This window comes from Bradyrhizobium sp. 172, assembly GCF_023101065.1.
Taxonomy (GTDB): Bacteria; Pseudomonadota; Alphaproteobacteria; order Rhizobiales; family Xanthobacteraceae; genus Bradyrhizobium; species Bradyrhizobium canariense_D.
Window position 1 is genome coordinate 7,271,205 of record NZ_CP064701.1, and the last position, 26,881, is coordinate 7,298,085.

The 26,881-nt window shown below is 60.7% G+C and carries 13 protein-coding genes and 2 pseudogenes; 10 read left to right on the forward strand and 5 right to left on the reverse strand.

Going from position 1 to position 26,881, the window contains the following annotated elements:
• Positions 1–86 precede the first annotated feature (86 nt).
• The 4 genes from IVB07_RS34495 to IVB07_RS34510 all read right to left on the reverse strand — a co-directional run bounded on the left by IVB07_RS34495 (position 87) and on the right by IVB07_RS34510 (position 17,483).
• The gene (locus IVB07_RS34495) at positions 87–14,030 is read right to left on the reverse strand and encodes a non-ribosomal peptide synthetase (protein WP_247767404.1); all 13,944 of its coding nucleotides are present in this window, start codon (positions 14,028–14,030) and stop codon (positions 87–89) included.
• A 371-nt stretch (positions 14,031–14,401) separates the two neighbouring features.
• A complete protein-coding gene (locus IVB07_RS34500) occupies positions 14,402–15,496 on the reverse strand; it encodes a PLP-dependent aminotransferase family protein (protein WP_157643152.1) in 1,095 nt (364 codons plus the stop codon).
• 282 nt (positions 15,497–15,778) lie between these two features.
• The gene (locus tag IVB07_RS34505; protein ID WP_018460239.1) at positions 15,779–16,327 is read right to left on the reverse strand and encodes a VOC family protein; all 549 of its coding nucleotides are present in this window, start codon (positions 16,325–16,327) and stop codon (positions 15,779–15,781) included.
• 946 nt (positions 16,328–17,273) lie between these two features.
• The gene (locus IVB07_RS34510) at positions 17,274–17,483 is read right to left on the reverse strand and encodes a DDE-type integrase/transposase/recombinase (RefSeq protein ID WP_247401223.1); all 210 of its coding nucleotides are present in this window, start codon (positions 17,481–17,483) and stop codon (positions 17,274–17,276) included.
• A 395-nt stretch (positions 17,484–17,878) separates the two neighbouring features.
• Between IVB07_RS34510 and IVB07_RS34515 the strand changes: the two are divergent.
• Together IVB07_RS34515 and IVB07_RS34520 are read left to right on the forward strand one after the other, a co-directional pair.
• A pseudogene (locus IVB07_RS34515) lies at positions 17,879–18,022 on the forward strand (IS3 family transposase); the annotation flags it as partial.
• A gap of 647 nt (positions 18,023–18,669) precedes the next feature.
• Positions 18,670–18,944 (forward strand): annotated as a pseudogene (locus IVB07_RS34520) (SOS response-associated peptidase family protein); the annotation flags it as partial.
• 11 nt (positions 18,945–18,955) lie between these two features.
• On the opposite strand, the gene IVB07_RS34525 reads toward IVB07_RS34520, so the two are convergent.
• Positions 18,956–19,366: a hypothetical protein gene (locus IVB07_RS34525; RefSeq protein ID WP_039800528.1), complete on the reverse strand. Its 411-nt coding sequence runs from the start codon at positions 19,364–19,366 to the stop codon at positions 18,956–18,958.
• 153 nt (positions 19,367–19,519) lie between these two features.
• Here IVB07_RS34525 and IVB07_RS34530 point away from each other — a divergent pair, with 153 nt between their 5' ends.
• From IVB07_RS34530 to IVB07_RS34565, 8 genes are all read left to right on the forward strand, one after another.
• Positions 19,520–19,915, forward strand: coding sequence for a hypothetical protein (locus tag IVB07_RS34530; protein WP_157643085.1), 396 nt, complete (start codon positions 19,520–19,522; stop codon positions 19,913–19,915).
• A gap of 159 nt (positions 19,916–20,074) precedes the next feature.
• The gene (locus IVB07_RS34535; protein ID WP_245288520.1) at positions 20,075–20,470 is read left to right on the forward strand and encodes a hypothetical protein; all 396 of its coding nucleotides are present in this window, start codon (positions 20,075–20,077) and stop codon (positions 20,468–20,470) included.
• 648 nt (positions 20,471–21,118) lie between these two features.
• Complete coding sequence (locus tag IVB07_RS34540) at positions 21,119–21,730, forward strand: aminodeoxychorismate/anthranilate synthase component II (protein WP_247294233.1); 612 nt, start codon at positions 21,119–21,121, stop codon at positions 21,728–21,730.
• Between the two features lie 2 nt (positions 21,731–21,732).
• Positions 21,733–23,757 carry an aminodeoxychorismate synthase component I gene (pabB, locus tag IVB07_RS34545; RefSeq protein WP_051113055.1) on the forward strand — a complete coding sequence of 675 codons (2,025 nt, stop codon included), beginning with the start codon at positions 21,733–21,735 and terminating at the stop codon, positions 23,755–23,757.
• A gap of 89 nt (positions 23,758–23,846) precedes the next feature.
• Positions 23,847–24,755 (forward strand): hypothetical protein, encoded by a 909-nt coding sequence (locus IVB07_RS34550; protein WP_245288521.1) that lies wholly within the window; start codon positions 23,847–23,849, stop codon positions 24,753–24,755.
• The gene (locus tag IVB07_RS34555) at positions 24,752–25,063 is read left to right on the forward strand and encodes a chorismate mutase (RefSeq protein WP_018458979.1); all 312 of its coding nucleotides are present in this window, start codon (positions 24,752–24,754) and stop codon (positions 25,061–25,063) included. The genes IVB07_RS34550 and IVB07_RS34555 overlap by 4 nt, the downstream gene beginning before the upstream one ends.
• A complete protein-coding gene (locus IVB07_RS34560) occupies positions 25,063–25,641 on the forward strand; it encodes a hypothetical protein (RefSeq protein WP_018458978.1) in 579 nt (192 codons plus the stop codon). The genes IVB07_RS34555 and IVB07_RS34560 overlap by 1 nt, the downstream gene beginning before the upstream one ends.
• A 26-nt stretch (positions 25,642–25,667) precedes the next feature.
• Complete coding sequence (locus IVB07_RS34565; protein ID WP_018458977.1) at positions 25,668–26,855, forward strand: MFS transporter; 1,188 nt, start codon at positions 25,668–25,670, stop codon at positions 26,853–26,855.
• The last annotated feature ends 26 nt before the right edge of the window (positions 26,856–26,881 follow it).

Consider the following 26,881-nt stretch of genomic DNA (forward strand, 5'->3'; position numbering starts at 1 on the left):
TCTTGCCCGCGACCTCGAAAGCCTGATCTCCTCCGGCACAGGGGCCCAGGACCCGATCCGGCTCGTGACTGAGTCCGCCACGGCTTTTATTCAATGGCGGACGAATGGAGAACAGCGTCGGCGAACAGGCGATTTGAGAGGTCGTCCGCGAGGACAACTACGTTTGGATGCTTCAGAAGCGAGCGATGGTCGCCAGGAAGAGGCGGCGCTTCAATGACGCTATCGAAGACAGCGCGCCATGAAGTTGCTGTGTTGGCGGAGTTCTGATTGTAAGAGACGCCGAGCGCCGAAACCTTCTTGGGTACGTAGAGTCTGCCCGCGCGAATATGGCGAACGAACACTTGGAAGATTTCCTCAAGCGCGGGTGCACCAATTTTCCATGCACCCGAGAGGGCGAGAGCAAGCGCTGCGAAGTCAGCTGGCCGAATTTCGGTCGTTGCACCGTGTTGAGGCGACAATCCACCCTCCTCCGCAAGGAATATAAGGAATTCAGACCATTCCTGGTCCATGGAGAGACTGAGAGGCGCTTCTAGGACCGACGGATAGGCACTATCGATCATAGCCACAAAATCGACCCTCACGTGTGCGGAAATAAGTACCCCAGCGACGGCGTGGGCGAGCACACCACCAAAAGACCATCCGGCGAGCGTACAAGCCATGTCCGGTAGCACTGGAAGAATGGCCCGAGCATAGACTTCAGCTATCTCGTCAATCGAACGCACCCTCGCGAGTTCGTGACCGAAGTTTAGGGCATGAATACCATAGATGTTTTGCGTAGGTGGCAACGCCCGCACGAGGTCATCATAGATGCTCAGGCCTCCGCCACGCGCGTGACAGAGGATAAGCGGCCGACTCTTGGCGACTCGAAGAGAAATGAGTTGGCCCGCAGATTTTCGACCGTCCTTTGATCGCGAGCGCACTTTCTCGGCGCACTGGTCGAGGCGGGGACTCGCGATATGCGCGGAAAGTTCGAGGGTAAGACCCCGCCGCCGGAGTTGCTCAAGCACTTGCAGTGCCAGCAGTGAGTGCCCGCCCAGCTCGAAGAAGTTGTCGTGCCGGCCGACACGTTCCAGGCCCAGAAGCTCGGCCCAGATCTGCGCCAGCGCGATCTCGATCTCGCCCCGCGGCGCCTCATAGGCTGCCCGCGCATACGCATCATCCTCTGGCGGGGGCAGCGCCTTGCGGTCCAGCTTGCCGTTCGGCGTCAACGGCAGCGCCGCAAGCCGCACAAACGCGCTCGGCACCATGTACTCGGGCAGCCGCGCACCAAGATGGGTGCGCAACGTGCCGGCAAGTTCAGTCCCCTCGGCTTCGCCGGCATGCTCCGCAGCCGTAACCACATAGGCGACCAGACGCTTCTCGCCGCTGCGATCCTCGCACGCAACCACCGCCGCGTCGCGCACCGACGCGTGCTCAACCAGCCGCGCCGCGATCTCGCCAGGCTCGATCCGGAAGCCGCGGATCTTCATCTGGTCGTCGATGCGGCCCAGAAACTCCAGATTGCCGTCCGGCAGGTACCGCGCGAGATCCCCGGTCCGGTACATCCGTGCGCCGACCTCACCACTGAACGGATCGGCCAAGAACCTCTCCGCCGTCAGTTCGGGCCGGTTCAGATAGCCACGCGCGACCCCCGCCCCGCCAATGTAGAGCTCTCCCACCGCTCCCAACGGAACGGGCGCGCCATGACCATCGAGCAGATACACACGCGTGTTCGCAATCGGACGGCCGATGGGGAGCCGCTGCAATGTCTCATCAATCGCGGTAATCTCGCAGACTGTCGCAAAAGTCGTCGTCTCGGTCGGACCGTAGCAATGCAGGAGATGTTGCGGTCGGCTCTGGCTCAAAATCCGTGCGACTGCCGCCACATCAACCGCATCACCGCCAACCAATAGCAACCGCAAACTCGCCGGCACCGGGCCCAAATCAGCAGCGCTCTGGTTGAACAACCCGGCCGTCAAATGCAGGACGCTACTGCGGTGCTGCTGAACCAGGCCGCGCAGCACCCCTGGTTGCAGCGCATCAGTGTATGGAATCACGATCAGGCTAGAGCCGTGTAGCAGCGGTGCCCAGACTTCCAGTGTACTGATATCAAACGCGGGGTTGCCCACCCACGCCACACGATCACTCGCATTGAACTGCGCATATCCGTTGTTGATGACCAGTCGGTTTACGGCACGATGAGGAACAACAACCCCCTTCGGAAGGCCGGTCGAGCCGGAGGTGTACATGACGTAGGCGGCAGCCTCGGCGGTCAATGCCAAGCCAGGATCGGTGCTAAGGCCTGCTCCAGTCATGAGCGGCTCAATAGGCAGAACAGGAATCGTCACCTCGACCAGATCATCATCACTGTTGGTGAGCACCAGGCGCGCAGCACAGTCGGCCATCATCCAGCTCTGTCGCGCTGGTGGAAGACTGCGATCGATCGGCACATAAACTCCGCCCGCCTTCAGGATCGCCAGCTGTGCCACCACCAGGACGACGGAGCGATCCAGCATTGTCGCAAGGCGATCCCCGGGCGTGACCCCGAGTGCGATCAGATGATGCGCCAGGCGGTTGGCCCGCGCATTGAGCTCGCCATAGCTCAAGCGTTCGTCCGCACAGACCACCGCCACCGCATCCGGCGTCTTGGCGACCTGCGCCTCGAACAGCTCATGGATGCACCGCTCTGACGGATACGCCGCCGCCGTGCGGTTCAGTTCCTCCAGCAGGTACGCCCGCTCGTCAGCCGGGAGGATGTCCAGCTCTCGCACCGGCTTGTTGGGGGCATGCTCCAGCGCCTCAGCCAGTTGCTCAAGCGCCCGCTGCATGTAGCCGCAGACCCGGTCCGCAGATATGGGCGCCGCCACCTGCGCCGTCAGGCCGAGCGCCTCGCCAAAATCCTCCACCGACAAGGTCAGCGGATAGTTGGTGCGTTCTTCCGCACCCAACCATTCCACGCCGGATAGCACATCGTCCGGTCCGGAGCTTGGCGCTGGCGTGTTATGACGGTAGTTCAACAGTGCGCTGAACAGCGGCGCCGGCGCCGCAACGCTGCTGCAGCGTTGCGCCAAGGCCAGCGAGGCATGCTCGTGCGCCAGCAGCTCGGCCAGCCGGCGATGCGTGATCCGGACACTCGCCTCGACCCCGGTGCCATCCAGATCAAGCCGCAGCGGCAGGGTATTGATGAACAGGCCCATGGCGCGGTCGGCGCCGGCGCCTCCATGCATGCGGCCGAACAGCACCGTGCCGAACACCACCTGCTCACGCCCGCTGCTGCGCGCCACCACCTGCCCCCAGGCCAGATGGCACAGGCTCGCCAGGCTCACCCCGAGCCGCCGCGCCTGCACTCGCAGCCGCTCGTTGAGCTCGCGCGGCAGCATCCGCCGCGCCTCGCCGGCTCCACTGCCGTCGCCGCGCACCTCGCTCAGCCCAAACGGCAGCGTCGGCTCATCGATGTCTGCCAGCAGTCTCCGGAAGAACTGCTCATGCTCTTGCGCTCCAACTCCCAGTCGTGCCTGCGCCACCAGATTGCGGAACGGCTGTGGTGCTGCCAGCGCGTGATCGCGACCGCCGAGCACGGCCCGAACCTCGGCATGCATCACTTCCAGCGTGGAATGATCCCCGATCAGATGGTGCAGCAGCTCCAGGAGCAGCCAGCGCGCACTGCCGGGCTCGCGCGCAATCACAAACCGCAACAAGGGCGCCCGGCCAAGATCGATCCGGTGCTGACGCGGATCAAACTGTTGCCTGAGCTGCTCAGCACCATCAGATCCATCCAGCGCGACCTCGGTGACCTCGAGTGGTGTTCGCCGCCAAACCACCTGGGCCGGGCTCGACAGGCCCTCCCAGACAAACGACGTTCTTAAGATATCGTGCCGGTCCACCACCCGCTGGACCGCGGCAAGGTAGCGCTCCAACAGAGCCCGGTCGGCAAATGCCATCTGCGAGACCAGCAGGTATGGATCGCCTCGCCTCGCCAACAGATGATGGAACAGGATGCCGTCCTGCAGCGGCGACAGGGCATAAATGTCCTGGATGTTGCCGAGACCGCCAGGCACCGTGGCGACAATCCGGTCGATCTCCGGCTGCGCCAGCTCGATGAGCGGCAGCAGCTCTGGTGTAATCGCTGCACTCTGCTCCGTGATCAGGTTGGCGGGGATCGCCACCTCATGATGGCTGCCCAGGCTTGCGGCAAGATCGGCCAGCACCGGCTTGGCGAACAGGGTGCGCACCTCGACCCCAAGCGACAGCCGCCGCAAACGCTCCATCAGTTGAACCGCCAGCAGTGAGTGGCCGCCCAGTTCGAAGAAGTTGTCGTGCCGGCCGACACGTTCCAGGCCCAGAAGCTCGGCCCAGATCTGCGCCAGCGCGATCTCGATCTCGCCCCGCGGCGCCTCATAGGCTGCCCGCGCATACGCATCATCCTCTGGCGGGGGCAGCGCCTTGCGGTCCAGCTTGCCGTTCGGCGTCAACGGCAGCGCCGCAAGCCGCACAAACGCGCTCGGCACCATGTACTCGGGCAGCCGCGCACCAAGATGGGTGCGCAACGTGCCGGCAAGTTCAGTCCCCTCGGCTTCGCCGGCATGCTCCGCAGCCGTAACCACATAGGCGACCAGACGCTTCTCGCCGCTGCGATCCTCGCACGCAACCACCGCCGCGTCGCGCACCGACGCGTGCTCAACCAGCCGCGCCGCGATCTCGCCAGGCTCGATCCGGAAGCCGCGGATCTTCATCTGGTCGTCGATGCGGCCCAGAAACTCCAGATTGCCGTCCGGCAGGTACCGCGCGAGATCCCCGGTCCGGTACATCCGTGCGCCGACCTCACCACTGAACGGATCGGCCAAGAACCGCTCCGCCGTCAGTTCGGGCCGGTTCAGATAGCCACGCGCGACCCCCGCCCCGCCAATGTAGAGCTCTCCCACCGCTCCCAACGGAACGGGCGCGCCATGGCCATCGAGCAGATACACACGCGTGTTCGCAATCGGACGGCCAATCGGGACAACTGACCCATCAAAATCAGAGGGGTAACTCCAGGTCGTCGCACAGACCGTTGTTTCGGTAGGTCCATAGGCGTTGACAATAGATGTTGCAGGCAACCTTCGAATGAGTTCAGACTTTGGCAGCTCTCCAGCAAGAATGAGAGATTGCGACGCCAAATATTCCAGATTGCGGTCTCCTTGGAACAAGGCTGGAGGCAACGTCGCGTGTGTTATGGCTTCGCTTCGCAGATAATCTGATAGCTTGTTACTCGCTTGACGGAGCTCATCCGCAGGCAAATGCAATGCGGCTCCAGCACCAAACGCCATAAGAATTTCCCAAGCGCTCGCATCAAAACCAAAGGAGGCGAACTGCACTACTCGGCTGTTTGAACAAACGCCAAAAAGCCCGATCTGAGCCAGCCCCAGGTTGACGAGGCCCCGATGCTCGATCATGACTCCCTTTGGGGTGCCGGTAGATCCCGAGGTGTAGATCACATAGGCGAGATGGCGCGAGGTCAGGCCAAGCGCGCGCGGGTCGGGATCCGAGGCCGGCAGCTTCGCCCAGGCCGATGTCGCCGTCTCGAGATCGACCACCGTCAGATCGGCCAGCGCATCGGCGCCCAGCGCGGATCGTCCCGCAGCATCGGCCAGCAACAGTTGCGGCTGCGCATCCTCAAGAACCTGCTTGAGCCGTGCGCACGGATAGGCCGGATCCAACGGCAGATAGGCGCCACCCGCCTTGAGGATTGCAAGCAGCCCCACCACCATCGCCACGCCGCGCTCAAGGCAGATCGCCACAGGCTGGTCCGGCTTCACCCCGAGCCCGATCAGATGATGCGCCAGCCGGTTCGCCCGTGCATTGAGCTCGCCATAGCTCAAGCGCTCGTCCTCATGGACCACCGCCACCGCGTCCGGCGCCTTGGCGACCTGTGCCTCGAACAGCTCATGGATGCACTGCTGCTCGGGATACGGCACCGCCGTCCGGTTCAGCTCCTCCAATAGATATGCGCGCTCGTCGGCCGCCAGCAGCTCAATCCGCCCGACCGCTTGCCGCGCATCGGCCACCATCGCCCGCAGCAGCGCCAACAGATAGCCACGCTGCCGTTCGATCGTCGTGTGATCGAACAGCGCCGCCGCATACCCCAGCGTGCCGGCGATGACCTCGCCATGCTCGCCCAAGCTCAGCTCCAGATCGAACTTGACCTGATCGTACCCATCCCCCACAGCCTCCACACTCAACCCGGGAAGATCGAAGGATTGAGCGGCGTTGTTCTGCCAGGCCAACATCACCTGGAACAACGGCGTGTGATCAAGACGCCGCGGCGGTTGCACGATCTCCACCACCTGCTCAAACGGCAGGTCCTGATGCTCCTGCGCTGCCAAGGCCGTGCGCCGCGTTCGCTCCAACAGCTCTGCCACGCTCGGCTCGCCCGACAGGTCGAGGCGAAGCGCCAAGCTATTCACGAAGAAGCCGATCAACTCTTCGATCTCGCGCCGGCCTCGATTGGCGCTCGGCACACCGATCACAATGTCGTCCTGCCCCGACAGACGCGACAGCACCGCAGCCCACCCAGCCAGCACCGTCATGAACAACGTCGTGCCATGCTGTTGGCTCAGCCGCCTTAAGCCCCGCGTCAGATCCGCATCGATGACGACAGGCACCGTGGCTCCGGCAAACGACTGCTCGGCCGGCCTCAGCCGATCCGTCGGCAGCGCCAGACGGGCCGGTGCGCCCGACAGGTTGCTGCGCCAATACTCCGCCTGGATCGAGAGCCGCTCGCCCGACAGCCAGTGCCGTTGCCAGGCGGCATAGTCCGGATACTGGATCGCAAGCGGCGGCAGCGGGTCCTCTTGTCCAGCCACAAACGCGCGGTACAGGTGACTGAGCTCACGCGCCAATACGCCGATCGACCAACCGTCGGAGACAATGTGATGCTGGGTCAGCAGGAAGACGTGCTCATCATCCGACATCCGGATCAGACACGCCCGGATCAGCGGGCCGCGCGCAAGATCGAAGGGCGTGCGTGCTTCTTCATAGCACAGATCCAACCGCGCCGCCTCGGCTTCCGGCCTGTCGCGAAGATCGCGCTCCACCACTGGCAGCCCCGCACCCGGCGGCAGAACTTCAACCCAGGGCTTGCCCTCCGGCGCGACAAAGACACTCCGCAGCGCCTCATGACGCGCCAACAACCGGTCGAGGCTGCGCTGCCATGCGGTGCGGTCGAGCTCACCCCGCAACCGCCATGCCAGCAGCATGTGATAGCTCCTGCCGCCCTCATCCAGCTGCGCCAAAAACCACAACCGCTCCTGCGCAAAGGACAGCGCAAGCGGCTCTTCGCGCGACACAGCGACAATGGCCGGCAGCTCTTGTGGACCGGAGCGGCTCAACTCATCCACGATGCTCTCGGCCAGATCGGACAGCACCGGTTTGGCAAACAGTGCCGTTAGCGGCAGGGCGAGGCCAACAGCTTGCGAGACCCGGCTCAACAACCGCACGGCCAAGAGCGAGTGCCCGCCCAGCTCGAAGAAGTTGTCGTGCCGGCCGACACGTTCCAGGCCCAGAAGCTCGGCCCAGATCTGCGCCAGCGCGATCTCGATCTCGCCCCGCGGCGCCTCATAGGCTGCCCGCGCATACGCATCATCCTCTGGCGGGGGCAGCGCCTTGCGGTCCAGCTTGCCGTTCGGCGTCAACGGCAGCGCCGCAAGCCGCACAAACGCGCTCGGCACCATGTACTCGGGCAGCCGCGCACCAAGATGGGTGCGCAACGTGCCGGCAAGTTCAGTCCCCTCGGCTTCGCCGGCATGCTCCGCAGCCGTAACCACATAGGCGACCAGACGCTTCTCGCCGCTGCGATCCTCGCACGCAACCACCGCCGCGTCGCGCACCGACGCGTGCTCAACCAGCCGCGCCGCGATCTCGCCAGGCTCGATCCGGAAGCCGCGGATCTTCATCTGGTCGTCGATGCGGCCCAGAAACTCCAGATTGCCGTCCGGCAGGTACCGCGCGAGATCCCCGGTCCGGTACATCCGTGCGCCGACCTCACCACTGAACGGATCGGCCAAGAACCTCTCCGCCGTCAGTTCGGGCCGGTTCAGATAGCCACGCGCGACCCCCGCCCCGCCAATGTAGAGCTCTCCCACCGCTCCCAACGGAACGGGCGCGCCATGACCATCGAGCAGATACACACGCGTGTTCGCAATCGGACGGCCGATATGCGGCACTGCGTTTTCGATGGAGAGCCGTCCCGAGGTCGCCACGACCGTAGCTTCAGTAGGGCCATAGTTGTTTATCAGCTTTAAAGGCGGTGTTAGAGACGCGGGCATACGGTGGAGACGATCACCGCCAACAAGCAAGTACTCCAATGTGGGATTTACCAGCTTGTCTTCCAACGCGATTGTGGCCAGCGGCGTGATCAGAAAGGCGACTTCGAGCGATTGATCACGCCACCATTCTAGCAGGCGGAGCGAATCTCCCGCTGCCGCTCTGGGAGGTAGAAGCAATGTGCTGCCGTTGTATAACGCAGTCCATAGCTCCCAAGTGCTGGCATCGAATGCTAGTCCGGCAGTGAGTGCGCAACAGGTTTCTGGTTGAAGACAAAACGTTTGCACATGCCAAGCTATCAGATTGACTAATCCGCGATGCTCGACCATGACGCCTTTTGGGGTGCCGGTAGATCCCGAGGTGTAGATCACATAGGCGAGATGGCGCGAGGTCAGGCCAAGCGCACGCGGGTCGGGATCCGAGGCCGGCAGCTTCGCCCAGGCCGATGTCGCCGTCTCGAGATCGACCACCGTCAGATCGGCCAGCGCATCGGCGCCCAGCGCGGATCGTCCCGCAGCATCGGCCAGCAACAGTTGCGGCTGCGCATCCTCAAGAACCTGCTTGAGCCGTGCGCACGGATAGGCCGGATCCAACGGCAGATAGGCGCCACCCGCCTTGAGGATTGCAAGCAGCCCCACCACCATCGCCACGCCGCGCTCAAGGCAGATCGCCACAGGCTGGTCCGGCTTCACCCCGAGTGCGATCAGATGATGCGCCAGGCGGTTGGCCCGCGCATTGAGCTCGCCATAGCTCAAGCGCTCGTCCGCATGGACCACCGCCACCGCATCCGGCATCTTGGCGACCTGCGCCTCGAACAGCTCATGGATGCACCGCTCTGACGGATACGCCGCCGCCGTGCGGTTCAGTTCCTCCAGCAGGTACGCCCGCTCGTCAGCCGGGAGGATGTCCAGCTCTCGCACCGGCTTGTTGGGGGCATGCTCCAGCGCCTTAGCCAGTTGCTCAAGCGCCCGCTGCATGTAGCCGCAGACCCGGTCCGCAGATATGGGCGTCGCCACCTGCGCCGTCAGGCCGAGCGCCTCGCCAAAATCCTCCACCGACAATGCAAGGGGATAATTGGTGCGCTCCTCCGCGCCCAGCCATTCCACTCCGGACCAAATATTATCCATTCCAGAAGTAACCACCGACATGGTGTGATGATAGTTCAACAGCGCGCTGAACAGTGGCGCCGGGGCCGCAACGCCGCTGCAGCGTTGCGCCAAGGCCAGCGAGGCATGCTCGTGCGCCAGCAGCTCGGCCAGCCGGCGATGCGTGATCCGGACACTCGCCTCGACCCCGGTGCCATCCAGATCAAGCCGCAGCGGCAGGGTGTTCATGAACAGGCCCATGCCGCGGTCGGCGCCGGCGCCTCCATGCATGCGGCCGAACAGCACCGTGCCGAACACCACCTGCTCACGCCCGCTGCTGCGCGCCACCACCTGCCCCCAGGCCAGATGGCACAGGCTCGCCAGGCTCACCCCGAGCCGCCGCGCCTGCACTCGCAGCCGCTCGTTGAGCTCGCGCGGCAGCATCCGCCGCGCCTCGCCGGCTCCACTGCCGTCGCCGCGCACCTCGCTCAGCCCAAACGGCAGCGTCGGCTCATCGATGTCTGCCAGCAGTCTCCGGAAGAACTGCTCATGCTCTTGCGCTCCAACTCCCAGTCGTGCCTGCGCCACCAGATTGCGGAACGGCTGCGGCGCTGTTAGCTCGTGTGCCCGCCCCTCCAGCTCGGCCCGGACCTCGGCATGCATCACTTCCGACGTCGTGTGATCTCCGATCAAATGATGCTGCAGCTCCAGGAGCAGCCAGCGCGCACTGCCGGGCTCGCGCGCAATCACAAACCGCAACAAGGGCGCCCGGCCAAGATCGATCCGGTGCTGACGCGGATCAAACTGTTGCCTGAGCTGCTCAGCACCATCAGATCCATCCAGCGCGACCTCGGTGACCTCGAGTGGTGTTCGCCGCCAAACCACCTGGGCCGGGCTCGACAGGCCCTCCCAGACAAACGACGTTCTTAAGATATCGTGCCGGTCCACCACCCGCTGGACCGCGGCAAGGTAGCGCTCCAACAGAGCCCGGTCGGCAAATGCCATCTGCGAGACCAGCAGGTATGGATCGCCTCGCCTCGCCAACAGATGATGGAACAGGATGCCGTCCTGCAGCGGCGACAGGGCATAAATGTCCTGGATGTTGCCGAGACCGCCAGGCACCGTGGCGACAATCCGGTCGATCTCCGGCTGCGCCAGCTCGATGAGCGGCAGCAGCTCTGGTGTAATCGCTGCACTCTGCTCCGTGATCAGGTTGGCGGGGATCGCCACCTCATGATGGCTGCCCAGGCTTGCGGCAAGATCGGCCAGCACCGGCTTGGCGAACAGGGTGCGCACCTCGACCCCAAGCGACAGCCGCCGCAAACGCTCCATCAGTTGAACCGCCAGCAGTGAGTGGCCGCCCAGTTCGAAGAAGTTGTCGTGCCGGCCGACACGTTCCAGGCCCAGAAGCTCGGCCCAGATCTGCGCCAGCGCGATCTCGATCTCGCCCCGCGGCGCCTCATAGGCTGCCCGCGCATACGCATCATCCTCTGGCGGGGGCAGCGCCTTGCGGTCCAGCTTGCCGTTCGGCGTCAACGGCAGCGCCGCAAGCCGCACAAACGCGCTCGGCACCATGTACTCGGGCAGCCGCGCACCAAGATGGGTGCGCAACGTGCCGGCAAGTTCAGTCCCCTCGGCTTCGCCGGCATGCTCCGCAGCCGTAACCACATAGGCGACCAGACGCTTCTCGCCGCTGCGATCCTCGCACGCAACCACCGCCGCGTCGCGCACCGACGCGTGCTCAACCAGCCGCGCCGCGATCTCGCCAGGCTCGATCCGGAAGCCGCGGATCTTCATCTGGTCGTCGATGCGGCCCAGAAACTCCAGATTGCCGTCCGGCAGGTACCGCGCGAGATCCCCGGTCCGGTACATCCGTGCGCCGACCTCACCACTGAACGGATCGGCCAAGAACCTCTCCGCCGTCAGTTCGGGCCGGTTCAGATAGCCACGCGCGACCCCCGCCCCGCCAATGTAGAGCTCTCCCACCGCTCCCAACGGAACGGGCGCGCCATGACCATCGAGCAGATACACACGCGTGTTCGCAATCGGACGGCCGATATGCGGCACTGCGTTTTCGATGGAGAGCCGTCCCGAGGTCGCCACGACCGTAGCTTCAGTAGGGCCATAGTTGTTTATCAGCTTTAAAGGCGGTGTTAGAGACGCGGGCATACGGTGGAGACGATCACCGCCAACAAGCAAGTACTCCAATGTGGGATTTACCAGCTTGTCTTCCAACGCGATTGTGGCCAGCGGCGTGATCAGAAAGGCGACTTCGAGCGATTGATCACGCCACCATTCTAGCAGGCGGAGCGAATCTCCCGCTGCCGCTCTGGGAGGTAGAAGCAATGTGCTGCCGTTGTATAACGCAGTCCATAGCTCCCAAGTGCTGGCATCGAATGCTAGTCCGGCAGTGAGTGCGCAACAGGTTTCTGGTTGAAGACAAAACGTTTGCACATGCCAAGCTATCAGATTGACTAATCCGCGATGCTCGACCATGACGCCTTTTGGGGTGCCGGTAGATCCCGAGGTGTAGATCACATAGGCGAGATGGCGCGAGGTCAGGCCAAGCGCACGCGGGTCGGGATCCGAGGCCGGCAGCTTCGCCCAGGCCGATGTCGCCGTCTCGAGATCGACCACCGTCAGATCGGCCAGCGCATCGGCGCCCAGCGCGGATCGTCCCGCAGCATCGGCCAGCAACAGTTGCGGCTGCGCATCCTCAAGAACCTGCTTGAGCCGTGCGCACGGATAGGCCGGATCCAACGGCAGATAGGCGCCACCCGCCTTGAGGATTGCAAGCAGCCCCACCACCATCGCCACGCCGCGCTCAAGGCAGATCGCCACAGGCTGGTCCGGCTTCACCCCGAGCCCGATCAGATGATGCGCCAGCCGGTTCGCCCGCGCATTGAGCTCGCCATAGCTCAAGCGCTCGTCCTCATGGACCACCGCCACCGCGTCCGCCGCCTTGGCTACCTGTGCCTCGAACAGCTCGTGGATGCACCGATCCGACGGATAGGCCGTCGCCGTCCGGTTCAGCTCCTCTAGCAAGTACACCCGTTCGTCGAACGGCAACAGTCCAATCCGTTGCACCGGCCGATGCGCATCGGCAGCCACCTCAAACAAAAGGCTTTGCAGATGCTGCGTGATGCGGTCGATCTGGTCGGCCACCAAGCGACTTGCATCAAAGTGCAATCGAAAGCGCCCGTCTAGAGCACAAACCTCAAACGTCAATAAATCACCGGATAGGATTGCCTCTGAACTCAGGCTAACACCGGTAGCAGAACAGCTATTTGCCACAACCGTGATGCCAATCGGCCATGGTCTGCGCGATCGTAGCAGCTCAATACCCCCCAACGACGGACAACGTGCGATAAGATCCCGCGCAAAGCTATCGTACTCCCTCAGCTGAGCGCACTCGGCCGCCACCACTTTGCGCACCGCAGCAAAACCATGACCGAGGTCAATGGTAATTTCCATTGGCACGACAGAAGCGACAAGCGCGTCTATGATCTTCAACCCGGCTCGCGAACTTTTCGGTGCGGGAGTCCATCCCAACTGAAGCTCTGATTGGCCGGTGACGCGGGCGAGATAGATGAGCCACGCGCTTATCAGGTATTCCGCACGATCGGTCGGCGACAGCTCGGCCAAACCACTTGGAACGAACCACGAGCTCGACTGCCATTTGTAGCGAGCTCCAGCTTCTCGAGACGACAAAAAAGGAAACTGCAATGTCTTGAACCGCTCAAACCGCTGTCGCCAAAAACGCTCTTGAGGCGCCAACATTTCGTGGGCGACAGTTATGCTCCGCGCCTGATCATCGCCTAAAACTGGCAGACAATCCCCCACATCCAGATCGAAATCCCTCGCAAGCACACGCGCGTCCAACGCGTTACCATCCGCGCTGCCAAACGAGACATCAACATCCTCCGTATCTGTTGCCACACGCCAGTGGCTGGGGTGGATTTCGACTAACGTACCTGCCGGACAACCCGTGCGTCGAGCCGACACCTCCAAGCTCCTAACTACGACAACGTCGTCGCCTACCAGAGCCTTGGACAGACATAGCGGATTTGAATGATACGGCCCAAAGTCTAAGGCTCGCATCATCGCTGACAAATTTTCCGCAGCACGATTCCACCGCATGCAGCCTGCGGCATCTGGTGGTCGAGACCTCGGAAAATCGCTTCTCTCCACTACCGCCTGAGGACGAACACTGAGCTCTCCGTTCGCCAAGCCAGTTAAGAGCTCGCGGAAGCCCACGATGGCGGCTTGATCACATTTACGGTTGAGAGTTAGCGCAGTATCGTTGGGCGCGATCGATACCTGACGTTCAATCACCAGGTCATCGGTATTCACACCATGATCGATCCGATGCCAGCTAATTGCGTATTCGACCTCTTGCGCCAGCAGCGCCCAGGACGTGGCATGAGTTCCTGCATATCGTGGCAGCGGGCCGTCGTGGTAGTTGAAGGCGCCTTTGTGGACACGACGAAACACATCCGCTGGCAATTTGAATGGATTGCCGACAAGAAAAATCAACTCGACCGATTCGGCATTCAGTAAGGCGGAGAGCTCTTCAACACTCGCTGCGCGCAAGATATTGGCGCGTGCAGCCCAATCGCCGAATATGACATCGGCACACAGCACCCCTCGGATGACATGGCCCATCTCCATTGCTAGCTGAGCGCACCTGATAGCTAGCGTCCCACTGCCAACAAAGACGCTAGACGAGGTTGATGGGGCTGCAGATTGCTGTCTATCACAATCGCCTATTTCGCAACTCGATGAGACTGGCACAGATCCCTCCTAACGTGCCCCGTGCCCATAACAAGCAATCCGCGAGCCGCGAACGAGGCAAACTTGTCTTCAACGGTCACGCGGTCGATCACTTCAGAACAATCCCCCCGGGACTCAGGATCTCGCGCCAATTGACTATTTACGTACTGTGGCGCGTAACCCAATCGAGCGTCTGGTGCTGCGTCTGAATACCGCCATAGGTGCGCGGCTGGCGTCCACCAAAGGAAAGCGATCGACTATCTTCACCCCCGGGCCCCTCCGTCGCGCAGCCTCAGCAATTTCTGCTCCAGGCGCCGCGCTACATAGTGACCCAAACCTGTCACACTGGTTCGGATTTGCTCGGGAGTAACCGCGCTAAAAGCTAATCGTATCCTGCAGTCTTGAGAGTTATCCAACGCGAAGAAGCTCAACGGCGTAACGATGACATGGTCACGCCTTGCACACTCGTCTGCGCAGTCCGCGCCAAATCTGAAAGGAAGATCAAGAGTTAGAAAGAAGCCACCGGAGGGACGGCTCCATCGAATTTGATCAGAGAAAGGCGAAAATACACTGTCCAGCTCACACAACATAATGTCGCGATTTTCACGGTACCAATCCAGAGCCGGTCGTATCCAATCGCCTAAACGTCCTCCGTTTTGAATCAAGAGCCCCGCGACGATCGCTTGGGCAATTTGGCTCGTATTGACGGTAACGAAGCTCTTGCGCTGGACCAGATCTTCCCAAAGCGACCGACGAGCAGCAACGTCTCCAAACATCGTGTCGGGCAGGCTTGCAGCTCCGACGCGAAGAGCTGGGCTTATTGTCTTCGAGAATGTGGAAAGGTAAATAACACTTCCGACCTCATCCAAAGCGGCCATCGGGGGTACCGGATCGCCGTCATACCGAAACAGCCCATATGCGTTGTCCTCTAAAACGACGAGCCGGTGTCTGGCGCACACTTGGAGGATGTTGCGTCGCTCGTCTGCATCGAGAACACGTCCGGTCGGATTGTCAAAATCGGGGATAAGATATATTGCCCGGGCCTGTTGACTTTTCTGGCGCAATTGCAGCACGGCGAGCTCGATCGCGTCAGCAAGGCAAGGTTCTGAATTGGACAACGCCGCGACAGCGACTCCTGTAGCCTTGGCTGCACCGATCGCACCGATATAGGTGGGATTGCAGACCAGCAGCACATCCGACGGCTCCGGACAGAGCGCCGGCAGGCAGAGGGCGACTGCTTCCTGGCATCCTGAGGTGATCAGTACGCGGTCCGCGCTCGCCGGAACCCCCTCATCGCATTGCACCTGTTGCGCAACGAGCTCGTTGATGATGCCGGCCGTTCGTCCATACTGCAGCAAGTGAGCCCATCCGTGGGCGCCCCCGTGACCACCAACTGAATCGTTTTGATACACGTTCACCGCGTTCAACAAAACCTGGGGATTGAGCCTATCGAAGAACCGGTCACTCGGTCTGCCTGACGCTAGCGAGACAGCTGACGGAAACAGACTGGAGACTTCGTTCAGGAAGTTCATTACTGATTTTTGCGACCTGACATTCATCCTGGAGTCTTGGAAAAGCGTGGAAGGATAAAATCACACCGGTGTCCGACATGACTCATCGAGGTGTACACGTCCTATTGCTCAATATTTTCCAGACTGCTCAAGTTGGTCGAAAAGCTGCTGGACATTCGATTCGAGAAAGCCAGTCTCTCCGCCTCGATGAATGATTTCGAAGCTAAGCCCCGTTTCAATGGACCGACTTGAGAAGGCCTGCGTCAATCCAGGACCTCGAATCACCCTCGTATCGAATCCCAAGCCACGAGATTTTAGAGCCTCTACAGCAGCATCGACGTCATCGACCTCAAGAGCGATATGAGCAACTCCAACGCCGTGATGGCGCACGAGCTCTGAGACCTGAGACGTCGGTTCAGTGCCCTGGCACAGAACAAACCTGATTCCTCGGGTCTCAAGCTCGGCAGATAGCATGCCGGTCGCTCGACCCTTGATGTGAAACCGGCATTTCAATTCAAAGCCCAGCACGTCCCGAAAGAACTCAATAGAGGCTTCAAGGTCGAGCACAGCAATCGCAATATGATCGATCCCGCGAAATTGTGACAGCGAACTCGCGCTTGTTCGGTTGCCATCTATAACGGCACCCTGTTTGGCCTTACCACCGGTGGTCTTGGGCATAACATCCTCGCTCTCACTCGCAGAATTTGAACAGCGAAGCGACCCATCGCGAACGACGCTGCTACCAACAGATCAGTTCCGTTCTAAGATCAAGATCCCTCACCATCCTTTGCTCGAGTTCCGACAGCTCAGCCTTATACCTGGCCACATCCAATTGAGCGCGAAGGAGCTTCGCTTTGAGCTCTTCTCGTAGCCTTAGGGCTTCTCGGAATTCCGGCGACTCCAGCATAAGTAAAGAGCACATGTACTAACCAGTGAAATGAAGGCAGCCGACCAGCGCGGTCTTTCGAGACCGCGCGGGGCAGAAGGTCGACTGTCGGACCGCCTCATCCGGCTCATCGCAAAACCTACATTATATCCGGACTTGGCGGGCGTCGCTGCCGCCCTCCAAAATCCGCAGCAACCAACGGCTCTGCCCCGCGTCCCTAGCAATCAGTGTGCCGCAAAAGGGGTGGTGCGAGTGTTGCTTAAAGAATGGCAAAAACCTCGTGCTTCGCACTGAGGCGGCGGGCTACGCGCCAGCCTTACTGTCGGACGTCCTACATGCACGTCTTCAACCGGACACGGCTCATCACAACGACACGGACCGTCAGTGAAGAGATCACCTCTGGTGCCGTTGGAACGTGTTCCCGCAACCATGATTGAAATGGACCCCGATTTTAGGACCAGAGGCTTAGTTGGAAAAGGGCCGCTCCGTTTGATAGACGGAGGGCATGATGACGAAAAGACACGACGGAAGATCGACGCGGCGTTGAAGGCAAAGATCGCGCTGGAAGCCGTGCGGGAGCAGGCGACGGTGGCCGATCTGGCCAGCGCCATGAGGTTCACGCGAACCAGATCTATGCCTGGAAGAAGCAACTGCTGGACCAGGCGGCCCGAGCTTTTGACGCGGGTGTCCGGCGGGAGAGCGAGGACGTGCGCGAACGCGAGGCCACAAGATCTATCCCTATCTGCTGCGCAACATGACGATGGTGTTGAAAATCTCCGGCGTGCCGTACGTCGCCAGCGCCTCTTCCAGAGCCGCCACGCAGAACGAGACGTCCATCGTGTTCGACAACCGCCACGCCAGAACCGCACGGCTCGCCCAGTCGATGACGGCGACGAGATAGAGAAAGCCACGGCCGATGGGCAAATACGTGATGTCGGCCGCCCACACCTGGTTTGGCCGGTCCCGGCGCCGGCTTCGTCGTGTTCGGCTTCGGTCCCAGCGCCGCGATGCCCATCTTGCGCATCAGGCGCTGCACGCGTTTGCGATTGACCTGAAGCCCCTCAGCCTTCAGCATAGTGGTCATTCGCCGCGAGCCCAGGAACGGCCAGGCGGTGAACAGCTCGTCGATCCGCTGCATCAGGGCAAGGCCGTTGTCGTTGGCCGGCCGTGGCGGCCGGTAGACCCCAGAGCGCGCGATGCCAAGCAACATGCATTGCCGGCGGATCGACAGCGCCTGGGTCGGCGCGATCGAGCATTCCTCGACGGTCCGGCGTGCTCATCTTCCGGACCTCCGTGCTAAAAAATCGCGCTCGACTGTCAGTTGTCCGATCTTGGCGTGCAGCTTCTCGATCTCCGACCAGGGCAGTCAGTTCACCAGTGCGCCTTCACCCGGCGCGTTGGCGGGCGCAGGGATCAAGATCTCCATGGATGGCCGCGGTCGTTGGATGGACAACGTCTTCATCGAGCGGCTGTGGCGGTCGCTCAAGCAATGAGGACATCGTGTGCTGTGGAAGTCAGGCTTCGGCATGAAGCCTGACGAAGCTTTGTCAGAGATGGAGGAGGGCCCTCCGAGGTCGGCCTGCAGGGGAAGACTTCAAACCAGTCCGAGCTGCGAGGGTAAAGAGCCCTGGTGGTGAGCGTTGGAAGAAAAGGCGGAGGAAACTCCGTCAGGTGAGGTCCGAGGAGACGAACGTAAGTAAACCGCTGATGACGTGTCGTAACATGTTCTATCGACGTCGAAACCGGCATCAGGATGTCTATCCCGCGAGCAAGGGTTGGGGGGAGCCTGCTGACTGCCCCACCGGCGTCCGGCATGAAGGCGGCGTGACCTCGGATCAGGCTTTGACAAGGAACACAGGAACCTGTCGCTCCGATGTGAAGGGAGGACTCCAAGCGGCCCGTCGCCGCAAGGAGCAGAGTACCGATGCGGAGCACAGGGGCGGCATCGAACCCTCGCCTATCCAGCTGAAACTACATCAATTTTTGATCGAAGGCGTTCCAGTGTACCTGCCAGTGGACCCAGCGCTCTTGGCGTCGCTGCCGCGGTGCGACACTGTGCCGCCGTACCCAAGTCGCGTGCGTATCACGCTCTGCGAAAGAGATCATCAGCACCGTGCTGTGCGCTATCCCACGCGAAGAGGGTCGCCCGCTTCTGGCCTTCGCCGGCCTCTGGACAAATTGGACGGGCGTCCGAAAGGCAAGGGCAGGCAAAGTTACCATCGATGTGTTCGGCTTCTTCACGTGCGATCCGAACGCCGAGGTCAAGCGCGTTCATCCCGAGGCAATGCCCGTCATTCTGATGACGGAAGAGGAACGCGACATCTGGATGCGGGAACCGTGGGACGAGGCGTAGCGTCCCATAAGATCGTCGCGACCGGCAAGAAGGAAGATCCCGGTCCGGAGACTTGAAGCGGAACGATCTACGACGTCGCTTCCTGGATCTGGACCGACGGCTGGCGAGAAGCGGAGTTTCCAAAGATTAGCCGCAAATAGGACACGGCATAGATCAAAGCTCCAATGCCGAAAAGCAACCACAATATGGGCTGCCAAACCGGCACGTAGGTGAGATTTCCGTCGTAACGATAGGCCGTCTTGGAAACGTCGGGGAGGCCATTCGCCGGCCAGAAATGTGCCAATACACCGACCTCCTCCTTGCAGTTTTGAGGACAGCTAAAGTTGCCGTCGATCGCAAAGTACAAACTTCTGCGCAAAAATGTTCCCTCGAGGATAGCCAAACCGAGAAGGGGCAGCGCGACGAACAGGATCAACGACCAGATCGCGACAGTGCGGGCCTTATCCGATATCAGTCGAAGATCGGATTTGGTGGCCACCTATCGAACCAGGCCCCGTCCGTATGTCGCCTCGCAAAAGCCTTCGCCCACCACAGCGACCAGACACAAAGCGTGGCGACAACGGGAACACCGAGAAGGGCAACAGCATGAGCGTTGAGCGAAGACCAGTCTAGTCCGAGGATTTCGAGAATCTTGCCCGCTCCGGACTTCGCGCCGCGCGTCAGAAGAAATAGCGCAACGGTGCCTGAAAGCGTAAGCCGCGACGCCTTGCCCCACTGTTCGCGGAGCATGTCGTCTGGGCTTTTTATCGGCCATGTATTCGCGCCCTTCTTGCTACAAACCCAGACGTCTGCCGAGCTTCCTTATTTCATTGTTCGGGCCTGGCCCGTGCTCAAGATCGTGTTTTGCGTTATCAAGGTTTCTTACAATGTCATTGTTCGGCCCGAGCCCATGCTCGAGATCGTGGAGCGCATTCGTAAAGGCCTTCACGATCTCGTTGTTCTTCCCGAACTCCGCGCCTCCGAACAGAACTTTCAATATCCGAGTCGACCGATGGGCACGCCGCAGCGGCGCGTGATGCCGCCTTGACGCTGTCGGTCAGCGCGTGACGCTGAGCGATGATTTCTGGCGGCAGCTCTGCGGCGTCGGCTGAATTCATCTCGAGCTTGGCACTCACGATGTAACCGTTTTGCGTCGCCTTTAGGAGCGCGCCTTCGACAATCGTTGTCGTCTGACGGTGAAAACAACGTGTTCGCGACCTATTTCAAGAAGTACAGGCCCAGCCTCGGAGATCATCTGTCGGCGTTGCTGCTGCAGGTCTATCTTCACTACGACCCCGCCATCGTCAAATTGCTACGCCACCGCCTACCTCTACCACGACAACGCATGGACTTTCTGTTGCTGCTCCCGGACCGCCAGCGGATCGTCATCGAGGTCGACAGCAAGCATCATTTCTCAGAGGACGGCAAACCCTCGCTGAAGGTCTACGCCGACATGGTGTCGGCCGACCGGGAATTGCGGCTTGCCGGATATGAGGTATACCGCCTCGGTGCGAACGAAGTTGTCGGCGACGGCTCCGAGGCGAGAATTGCGGATTTCTTCGACAAGCTCTTCCGACTCCATCGAGTCGGCAGTGAGAACTGATAGTGCGAGGTTGAATTGAAGCGCCACACGCTCGCACGGGCGCTTCGTTCGTAATTCTGCGGGATCTGCGATCATGAGCGAAGGGCGGGAATTTCAGGAGATCGCTCATTGCGGTGGGCAGGTGATCTTCACCGTCGACAGAGGCGACGAGGCGGCGCGTCAGTGACGAGAAACCCCTCCCTTAGATGCACCAGAAACGCATCCTGGCAGGTCTCATCATCCGGGCCCGCTGCGTTGCAGTTAATGATGCTCAGCGAGCTCGCCTACCTGGCCCAGCAATCAAACCGCACAATGCATGCGACAGCCACGCAGCCAACCCGATCAGCGTCCAAGAGCCCCAACCCTGCACTCGTTCTATAGCGACATGCCAAGCTTTGCGCGCCGGTCAACTACCAACGCTGGTGATTGATCGAGATGAACGATACATGGCAATTCTTGGTTAATGAACGTTAGGCTGGTTAATGAACGTTAGGCTGAGCGTCGCGTGCCAAAAGTTGGCGCTAACGGACCTGATCGATTCCACTCGCTCATCGCCGGTAGGAATTCTGCGCACTAAGGCCGCTCCAGCCATGATGACTGTGCAAGGGATTAGGCCACTCGCGGCGGGAAAGAAATATGGCAGCAAACGGGGCAGGCTCCGAGAGATCGGTGATCCTAATCGACAACTTCGACTCATTTACATTCAACATTGCCCAGATGATCGGTGAGGTGAATGGTAGAGACCCCATCGTCCTCGATAACACCGTGCCATGGAGAGAAATCCGCAAGATCCCCCATGATCGCATTATCCTCTCGCCGGGGCCGGGAAATCCTCATACTCCAAAAGATGTCGGCGCTACGATGGATGTTTTGGCCGGCAGCGCCGTTCCGGTCTTGGGAGTATGCCTGGGGCATCAATCCATCGCCCATTTTCATGGCGCATCCGTCTCCCGCGCGCCGGAGCCCCTCCACGGCCGGATCCGCACCATCACAACCTCCGGGACGGACCTGTTCCTGGGGCTGCCCCGCTCCTTCGATGTGACAAGATACCATTCGCTGGCAGTGACCGGTGAGCTTCCGGAATGTCTTAAATGCACTGCCATGAGCGAGGATGGCGTCATTATGGGACTCCGGCATCGGCACCTGCCGCACTACGGCATACAGTTTCACCCGGAATCCATCTGCTCACAATACGGACGAGAGATGTTTGCTAACTTCCTCTCCGATGTATGCGCCCCATCGGTAGCGCGGTCCCCACTTGTGCGCCTGGAGGTGGCCTGATCATGCTGGGCATGCCCCGCCTTAGCGACTTTCCCTTCGAAACGACCAAGTATGACGCGAGAAGTTCGACGATCTCATGCAGAGCCAGCGCTGAGGATGTATTCGTGCACCTCTTCCGGGGTACACAGCCTGCTTTCTGGCTGGACAGCAGTATGCTGGTGCCCGGGCTGTCGCGTTGGTCGTTCATAGGAGGGCTTGGCGGACCGGGCAGCTATCTTGCATCCTACGATGCGTCTCGACAGGAAATCGAGATTACTCGCGACGGCCAGGCGCCCCAACTGACCATCTCCGGATCGATTTTCAAGTTCCTCGCCGATAACCATGCCACCTGCAAGCTGCAGGATGAGGGCGACGTGCCAGATATTCCCTTTAAAGGGGGCCACGTGGGCTATTTCGGTTACGAACTGAAATCTCTCACCTGCGGCGTCAGCTCCCCACCCTCTAAATGTCCAGATGCAACCTTCATCTTCTGCACAAGATTCCTCGCCTTCGATCATGAGAATGGCAGCATCCATATCGTCGCACTCTACCCCAAAGCCGAGGCCGCATTGGCTTACGAGGTCGCCCTTTGGATCAGCAAGAACGAACGTGACATTCGGCGCATCGAAGCAGCCCCCAGCACTACCCCATCGTCACCAAACGCAAAAAGCGCTCCGCTTCAGTTCAAGCTTCGTCAGGGGCGAGCCCGGTACCTAGAACAAATCGAAAGATGCCTTTCCGAGATCCGCGCCGGCGAGACTTACGAGGTCTGCCTGACAAACGAGATTACTGTTGCGGCAGAGATCGACCCGCTTGATCTGTATCGGGTCCTAAGGCGGAGAAACCCGGCCCCTTACTCGGCTTTCCTCAGACTTGGAGATCTCTGTGTTGCCTGCTCGTCCCCGGAGCGATTCCTCAAGATCGATCGCAACCTCATTGTCGAGACCAAGCCCATTAAGGGCACTGCGGCTCGACATGAGGTCCCAGCCGAAGATGAGCGGATCGCAGAAGAATTGCGTCTGGACGAAAAGAGCCGGGCCGAGAATCTCATGATCGTGGACCTGATGCGGAATGATCTCGGCCGCATCTGCCGCACCGGAAGCGTTCATGTGCCAAGCCTCATGCACATCGAAAGCTACAAGACCGTACACCAGCTGGTCAGCACCATTCGTGGCGAACTGGTGTCGCCTGACGATATCATCCCCTGCATTTCTGCGTGTTTTCCAGGCGGGTCGATGACGGGCGCACCTAAGATTCGAACCCTAAAACTCCTCGATGAACTGGAACAAGCGCCGAGAGGTATCTATTCGGGGGCGATCGGTTATCTGTCTCTGTGCGGCCAGCTTGATCTGAATATCGTCATCCGAACGATCGTCTGCCGGGGACGCCAACTGAGTATCGGTTGCGGCGGGGCCATCGTCGCGTTGTCTGACCCCAAGGCGGAGTTCGAAGAGATTCTCCTCAAGGCGCGCCAGCCGATCCGTGCGATTGCCGAGGCCATGACAGGCAACCCAGATCATGACGTGGCGATCGATGGCGCAGACGATGATGCAGGCGCGGAAACAGTACCCGATTCTGCACATCGTGTCCGTCTGGCGACATTCCAGGACAGGGACACGATTGCACAATGCGTGGGAAGGCTTCTCACGGAGCTCGGAGGACCGGGGCCGCAATTCGACCGGCAGACGGCGGTCAGCGCTGCTGGGCAAATCGCGATGGATTCGCGGCTCGGCTTCGCCCTGATAATGGAGGATGTGCCGGCAGCCGAAGTGATCGGCATTGCTGTCGTCTCCCAGGTCACCGCAGTAAGGGCTTCAGGCCACTATGGCATCCTGCAGGAGCTCTGGGTCGATCCCCGCTATCGCTCGGCTCAAAATGGGAGACGGCTTCTGGCCGCCCTGGATGGCGAGGCGCGGGTGCGGGGCTGGCCCATGGTCGAAGTGTCTCTTCCCTCGACCGACCGTTCCGGCGCCGAGAGGCTCGTCGCATTCTATGAAAGCATGGGCTTCGTATCGGCGGGAGAACGGCGACGAAGGAGGCTTCTGTGAACTGGCTAACCGTACACACGACGCCGGTCTCACCTAGCCCTGGGGGCCTTATCGCCGATGCGACGGGGACGAGTAAGCCTTCAAGGGAAGTGGGGGATCGAATCAACGAGATCCGAAGCGGATTGGAAAGCTCGCCTGGTGTCCAATTTATCTCGACCCCTGAGACCGTCACGGACGAGGTCGTATCGATCCTGGGCAGCCTTCATGATCCGGGCTACCTTGAGGCACTCCGCTTCGGGCCACATCCACAAGAGCCAGAGATCACCGAGCTTGCTAGAAGATATACCGCGCCCGGTGTGCCGCAAAACACATCCGTCGACGCGGGGATATATCAGCGCGCCCTTTTGTCCGCCGCTACCGGCTTCGCAGCCGCGACCACAATCGCCTCGAAGCGAAGTCTAGTAAGTTACGCACTATGTCGGCCGCCAGGGCACCATGCTGGGCGCAGCTTCATGGGTGGGTATTGTTTGCTGAACAACGTCGGAGTCGCGGCGCTGAGCCTGCGCGCATCGGGCTTCCGCAAGCTGGCGATCCTCGACCTCGATTTCCACCCTGGCAATGGAACAAGCGATGTGCTGAGCACACACCCCGATATCGGTTTCGCCAGCCTGCACGCCCGGACTGACGTCAATTTCCCCTGGATCCCGCAACTTCAACCAGCACTCGGCAGCCACAGGTATCTTGAATTTCCGACCGATCCGAGCCCGGCAGCATACACATCGGCGCTTCGCGGGCTCTTGGAATCCGACTGGGCCGCCACGCTGGACGTTCTGGTTGTCAGCTTGGGTTTCGATATCGTCGTCGGAGATCCGCATGGTGGTTGGACACTTCCGCCAGAAATCTACCGAGAGATCGGCCTGGCATTGGCCTCGATCGGCAAGCCGATCTGCTTCGTACAGGAGGGCGGCTACCGGCTGGACACGTTGTCGGCCTGCGCCAAGCATCTAGCCGCCGGCCTGCGACTTGGAATGCAGGAAATGGGCAGGAGCCATGCATGACTGATACCTTCACCCCCGACGCGGGCCTTCTTCCATTTCGGGAGATCATCAACAAGCTGGACAAACAACTGGTGGACATCCTCAGCCGGAGGCTTTCCGTCTGCGCTGAGGTTGCACGCTACAAGAAGGAACGCGGGATCGCGATGATGCAACCCGATCGCGTTACAGAGGTAAAGGCGCGTTGCGCCGAGACTGGGGCGGAACGCGGCCTGCGCAGGGAATTCACTGAAGATCTTTATTCGCTGATCATAGGAGAAGCCTGCGAGCTCGAAGCCATGATCATAGACGAGCAGATGGACGTCTCCTGATGGTCCGCATCTACACGCTCGGCCCAGCGAGAAGCTGTCACCATCATGCGACCTTGAAATATCTCGAGTTCCAAGGGATCGAGCCGCAAGACATCATACTCGTCGACGATCTCGTGGCTGCCGCGGCCGAGGCCGCAGATCGCGGCGACAGCTATGTCCTCCAATGCAGCGCGCACCTGAATGTCCATCTCGTGACCGAGAAATTCCGCGACCGTCTGCAGGTCGTCGACACCTTCATATTGCCCACCCAGAGCATCGCGGTCGTCAAACGCAAGGACGTAAAGGAGCCTCGGTCGCTGGGTCTCCCCGAGCCAACGATGGGGTATATCGACAAGAATGCTTGGAATGAGCTGATTTTCGAAACGACAAAGCCGGTTGTAGAGAAAAAACTCCTCGAAGGCGTGTATGATGCGGGCGTTGCTTACAGCAGATCGGCGCTCGAACATCCCGAAAAGCTCGAGATCATGCAGGAGATTGGCGAGGTGGTGACGACCTGGCTATTGTACGGTCCCCGCCCTCGCTACTCCGACACGATCATCGCCAGCCCCTATCCTGAGTTGCATGACGTGCTGCCTTGAACACACGAACCTGAACGAGCACCGTCATGACCTCCTCCCCTCCTGACGCGCGAACGAAACTCGTCATTGCCGCTCTGACCATCGCCGCCTTCGCTATCGGCCTGGACACATTTGTCATCATTGGGGCGCTCGATGTGATCTCTCGTGACCTCGGGATTTCAACCGGCGCGGCGGGCTGGATCATTTCGATCTACGCACTCTGCTACGCTGTCTTCGCGCCGCTGAATGCCTGGATGTTCAAGGCCATGAGCCGTCGCAATGTCCAAATCCTGTCCGTTTCGATCTTCATCATCGGTAACCTGATCTGCGCGGTCGCGCCGAACTTCCTAATTCTTGCTGCTGGTCGCGTCATTTCGGCCTACGGCGCGGCGATGTTCACCCCGGCGGCTACCGCACTAACCGCCGAGCTCCTGCCGCCTACCCGCAAAGGTTTCGCGTTGTCCCTCATCTTCGGCGGCATGACCGTTTCACAGGTTGCTGGCGTCCCGGCCACCAGCTGGATCGCAGGTGCTATCGGCTGGCGCTTCGCATTCGGTTTCGTCGTCATTGCCGGGCTTCTCGCATTGATGATCTTCGCCCCGATGATGTCTGGAATCCCTGCCAAGATGCCGGAGCGCGGAAAACCGACCTCCAAAGAATTCTCCAAAATCATCTACGGTATCCTTTCCGTGACACTATTCGTCGTTGTTTCCGAGTTCATCGTTTATTCCTATGTGAGCGTCTTCATCACCGGTTTTCTGCTTGCCGGGGTTCCGCTGCTCTCGGCCGCGCTCTTTGCCTACGGTTTCGGAGCCGTGACGGGAAACGCAGCGTGTGGCGTTCTGACTGACCGTTTCGGCCCCTATAAAGTCCTCATCGCAGCCATAGGCGCACAGCTAATCCTGCTCGTAGGTTTGGTTGCATTTGGACACCATGGTGCCCTCACCGTGCTCATCGCCTTCCTTTGGGGCAACGTCAGCTACATGTATCTGGTGCCGATCCAGCACCGGCTCCTCGGCCTAGCCGGGGATAGGTCGAAGCTGGTCCTGGCAATGAACAGCTCGACTACCTTCGCAGGGATCGCCATCGGCGCTTTTCTCGGCGGCATCCTCGTCGAGATCAGCGGAGTCACATCGCTGGCCGTGGCGTCCATCCTGATTGGTCTCATCGGCGTCGGGCTGGCTGTTGCCTTCATGCGTGATGAAGCGCCTGCGGAAGCTGCGAATGCGGCATGAACGGGATGAAATCGAGCACGATCGAC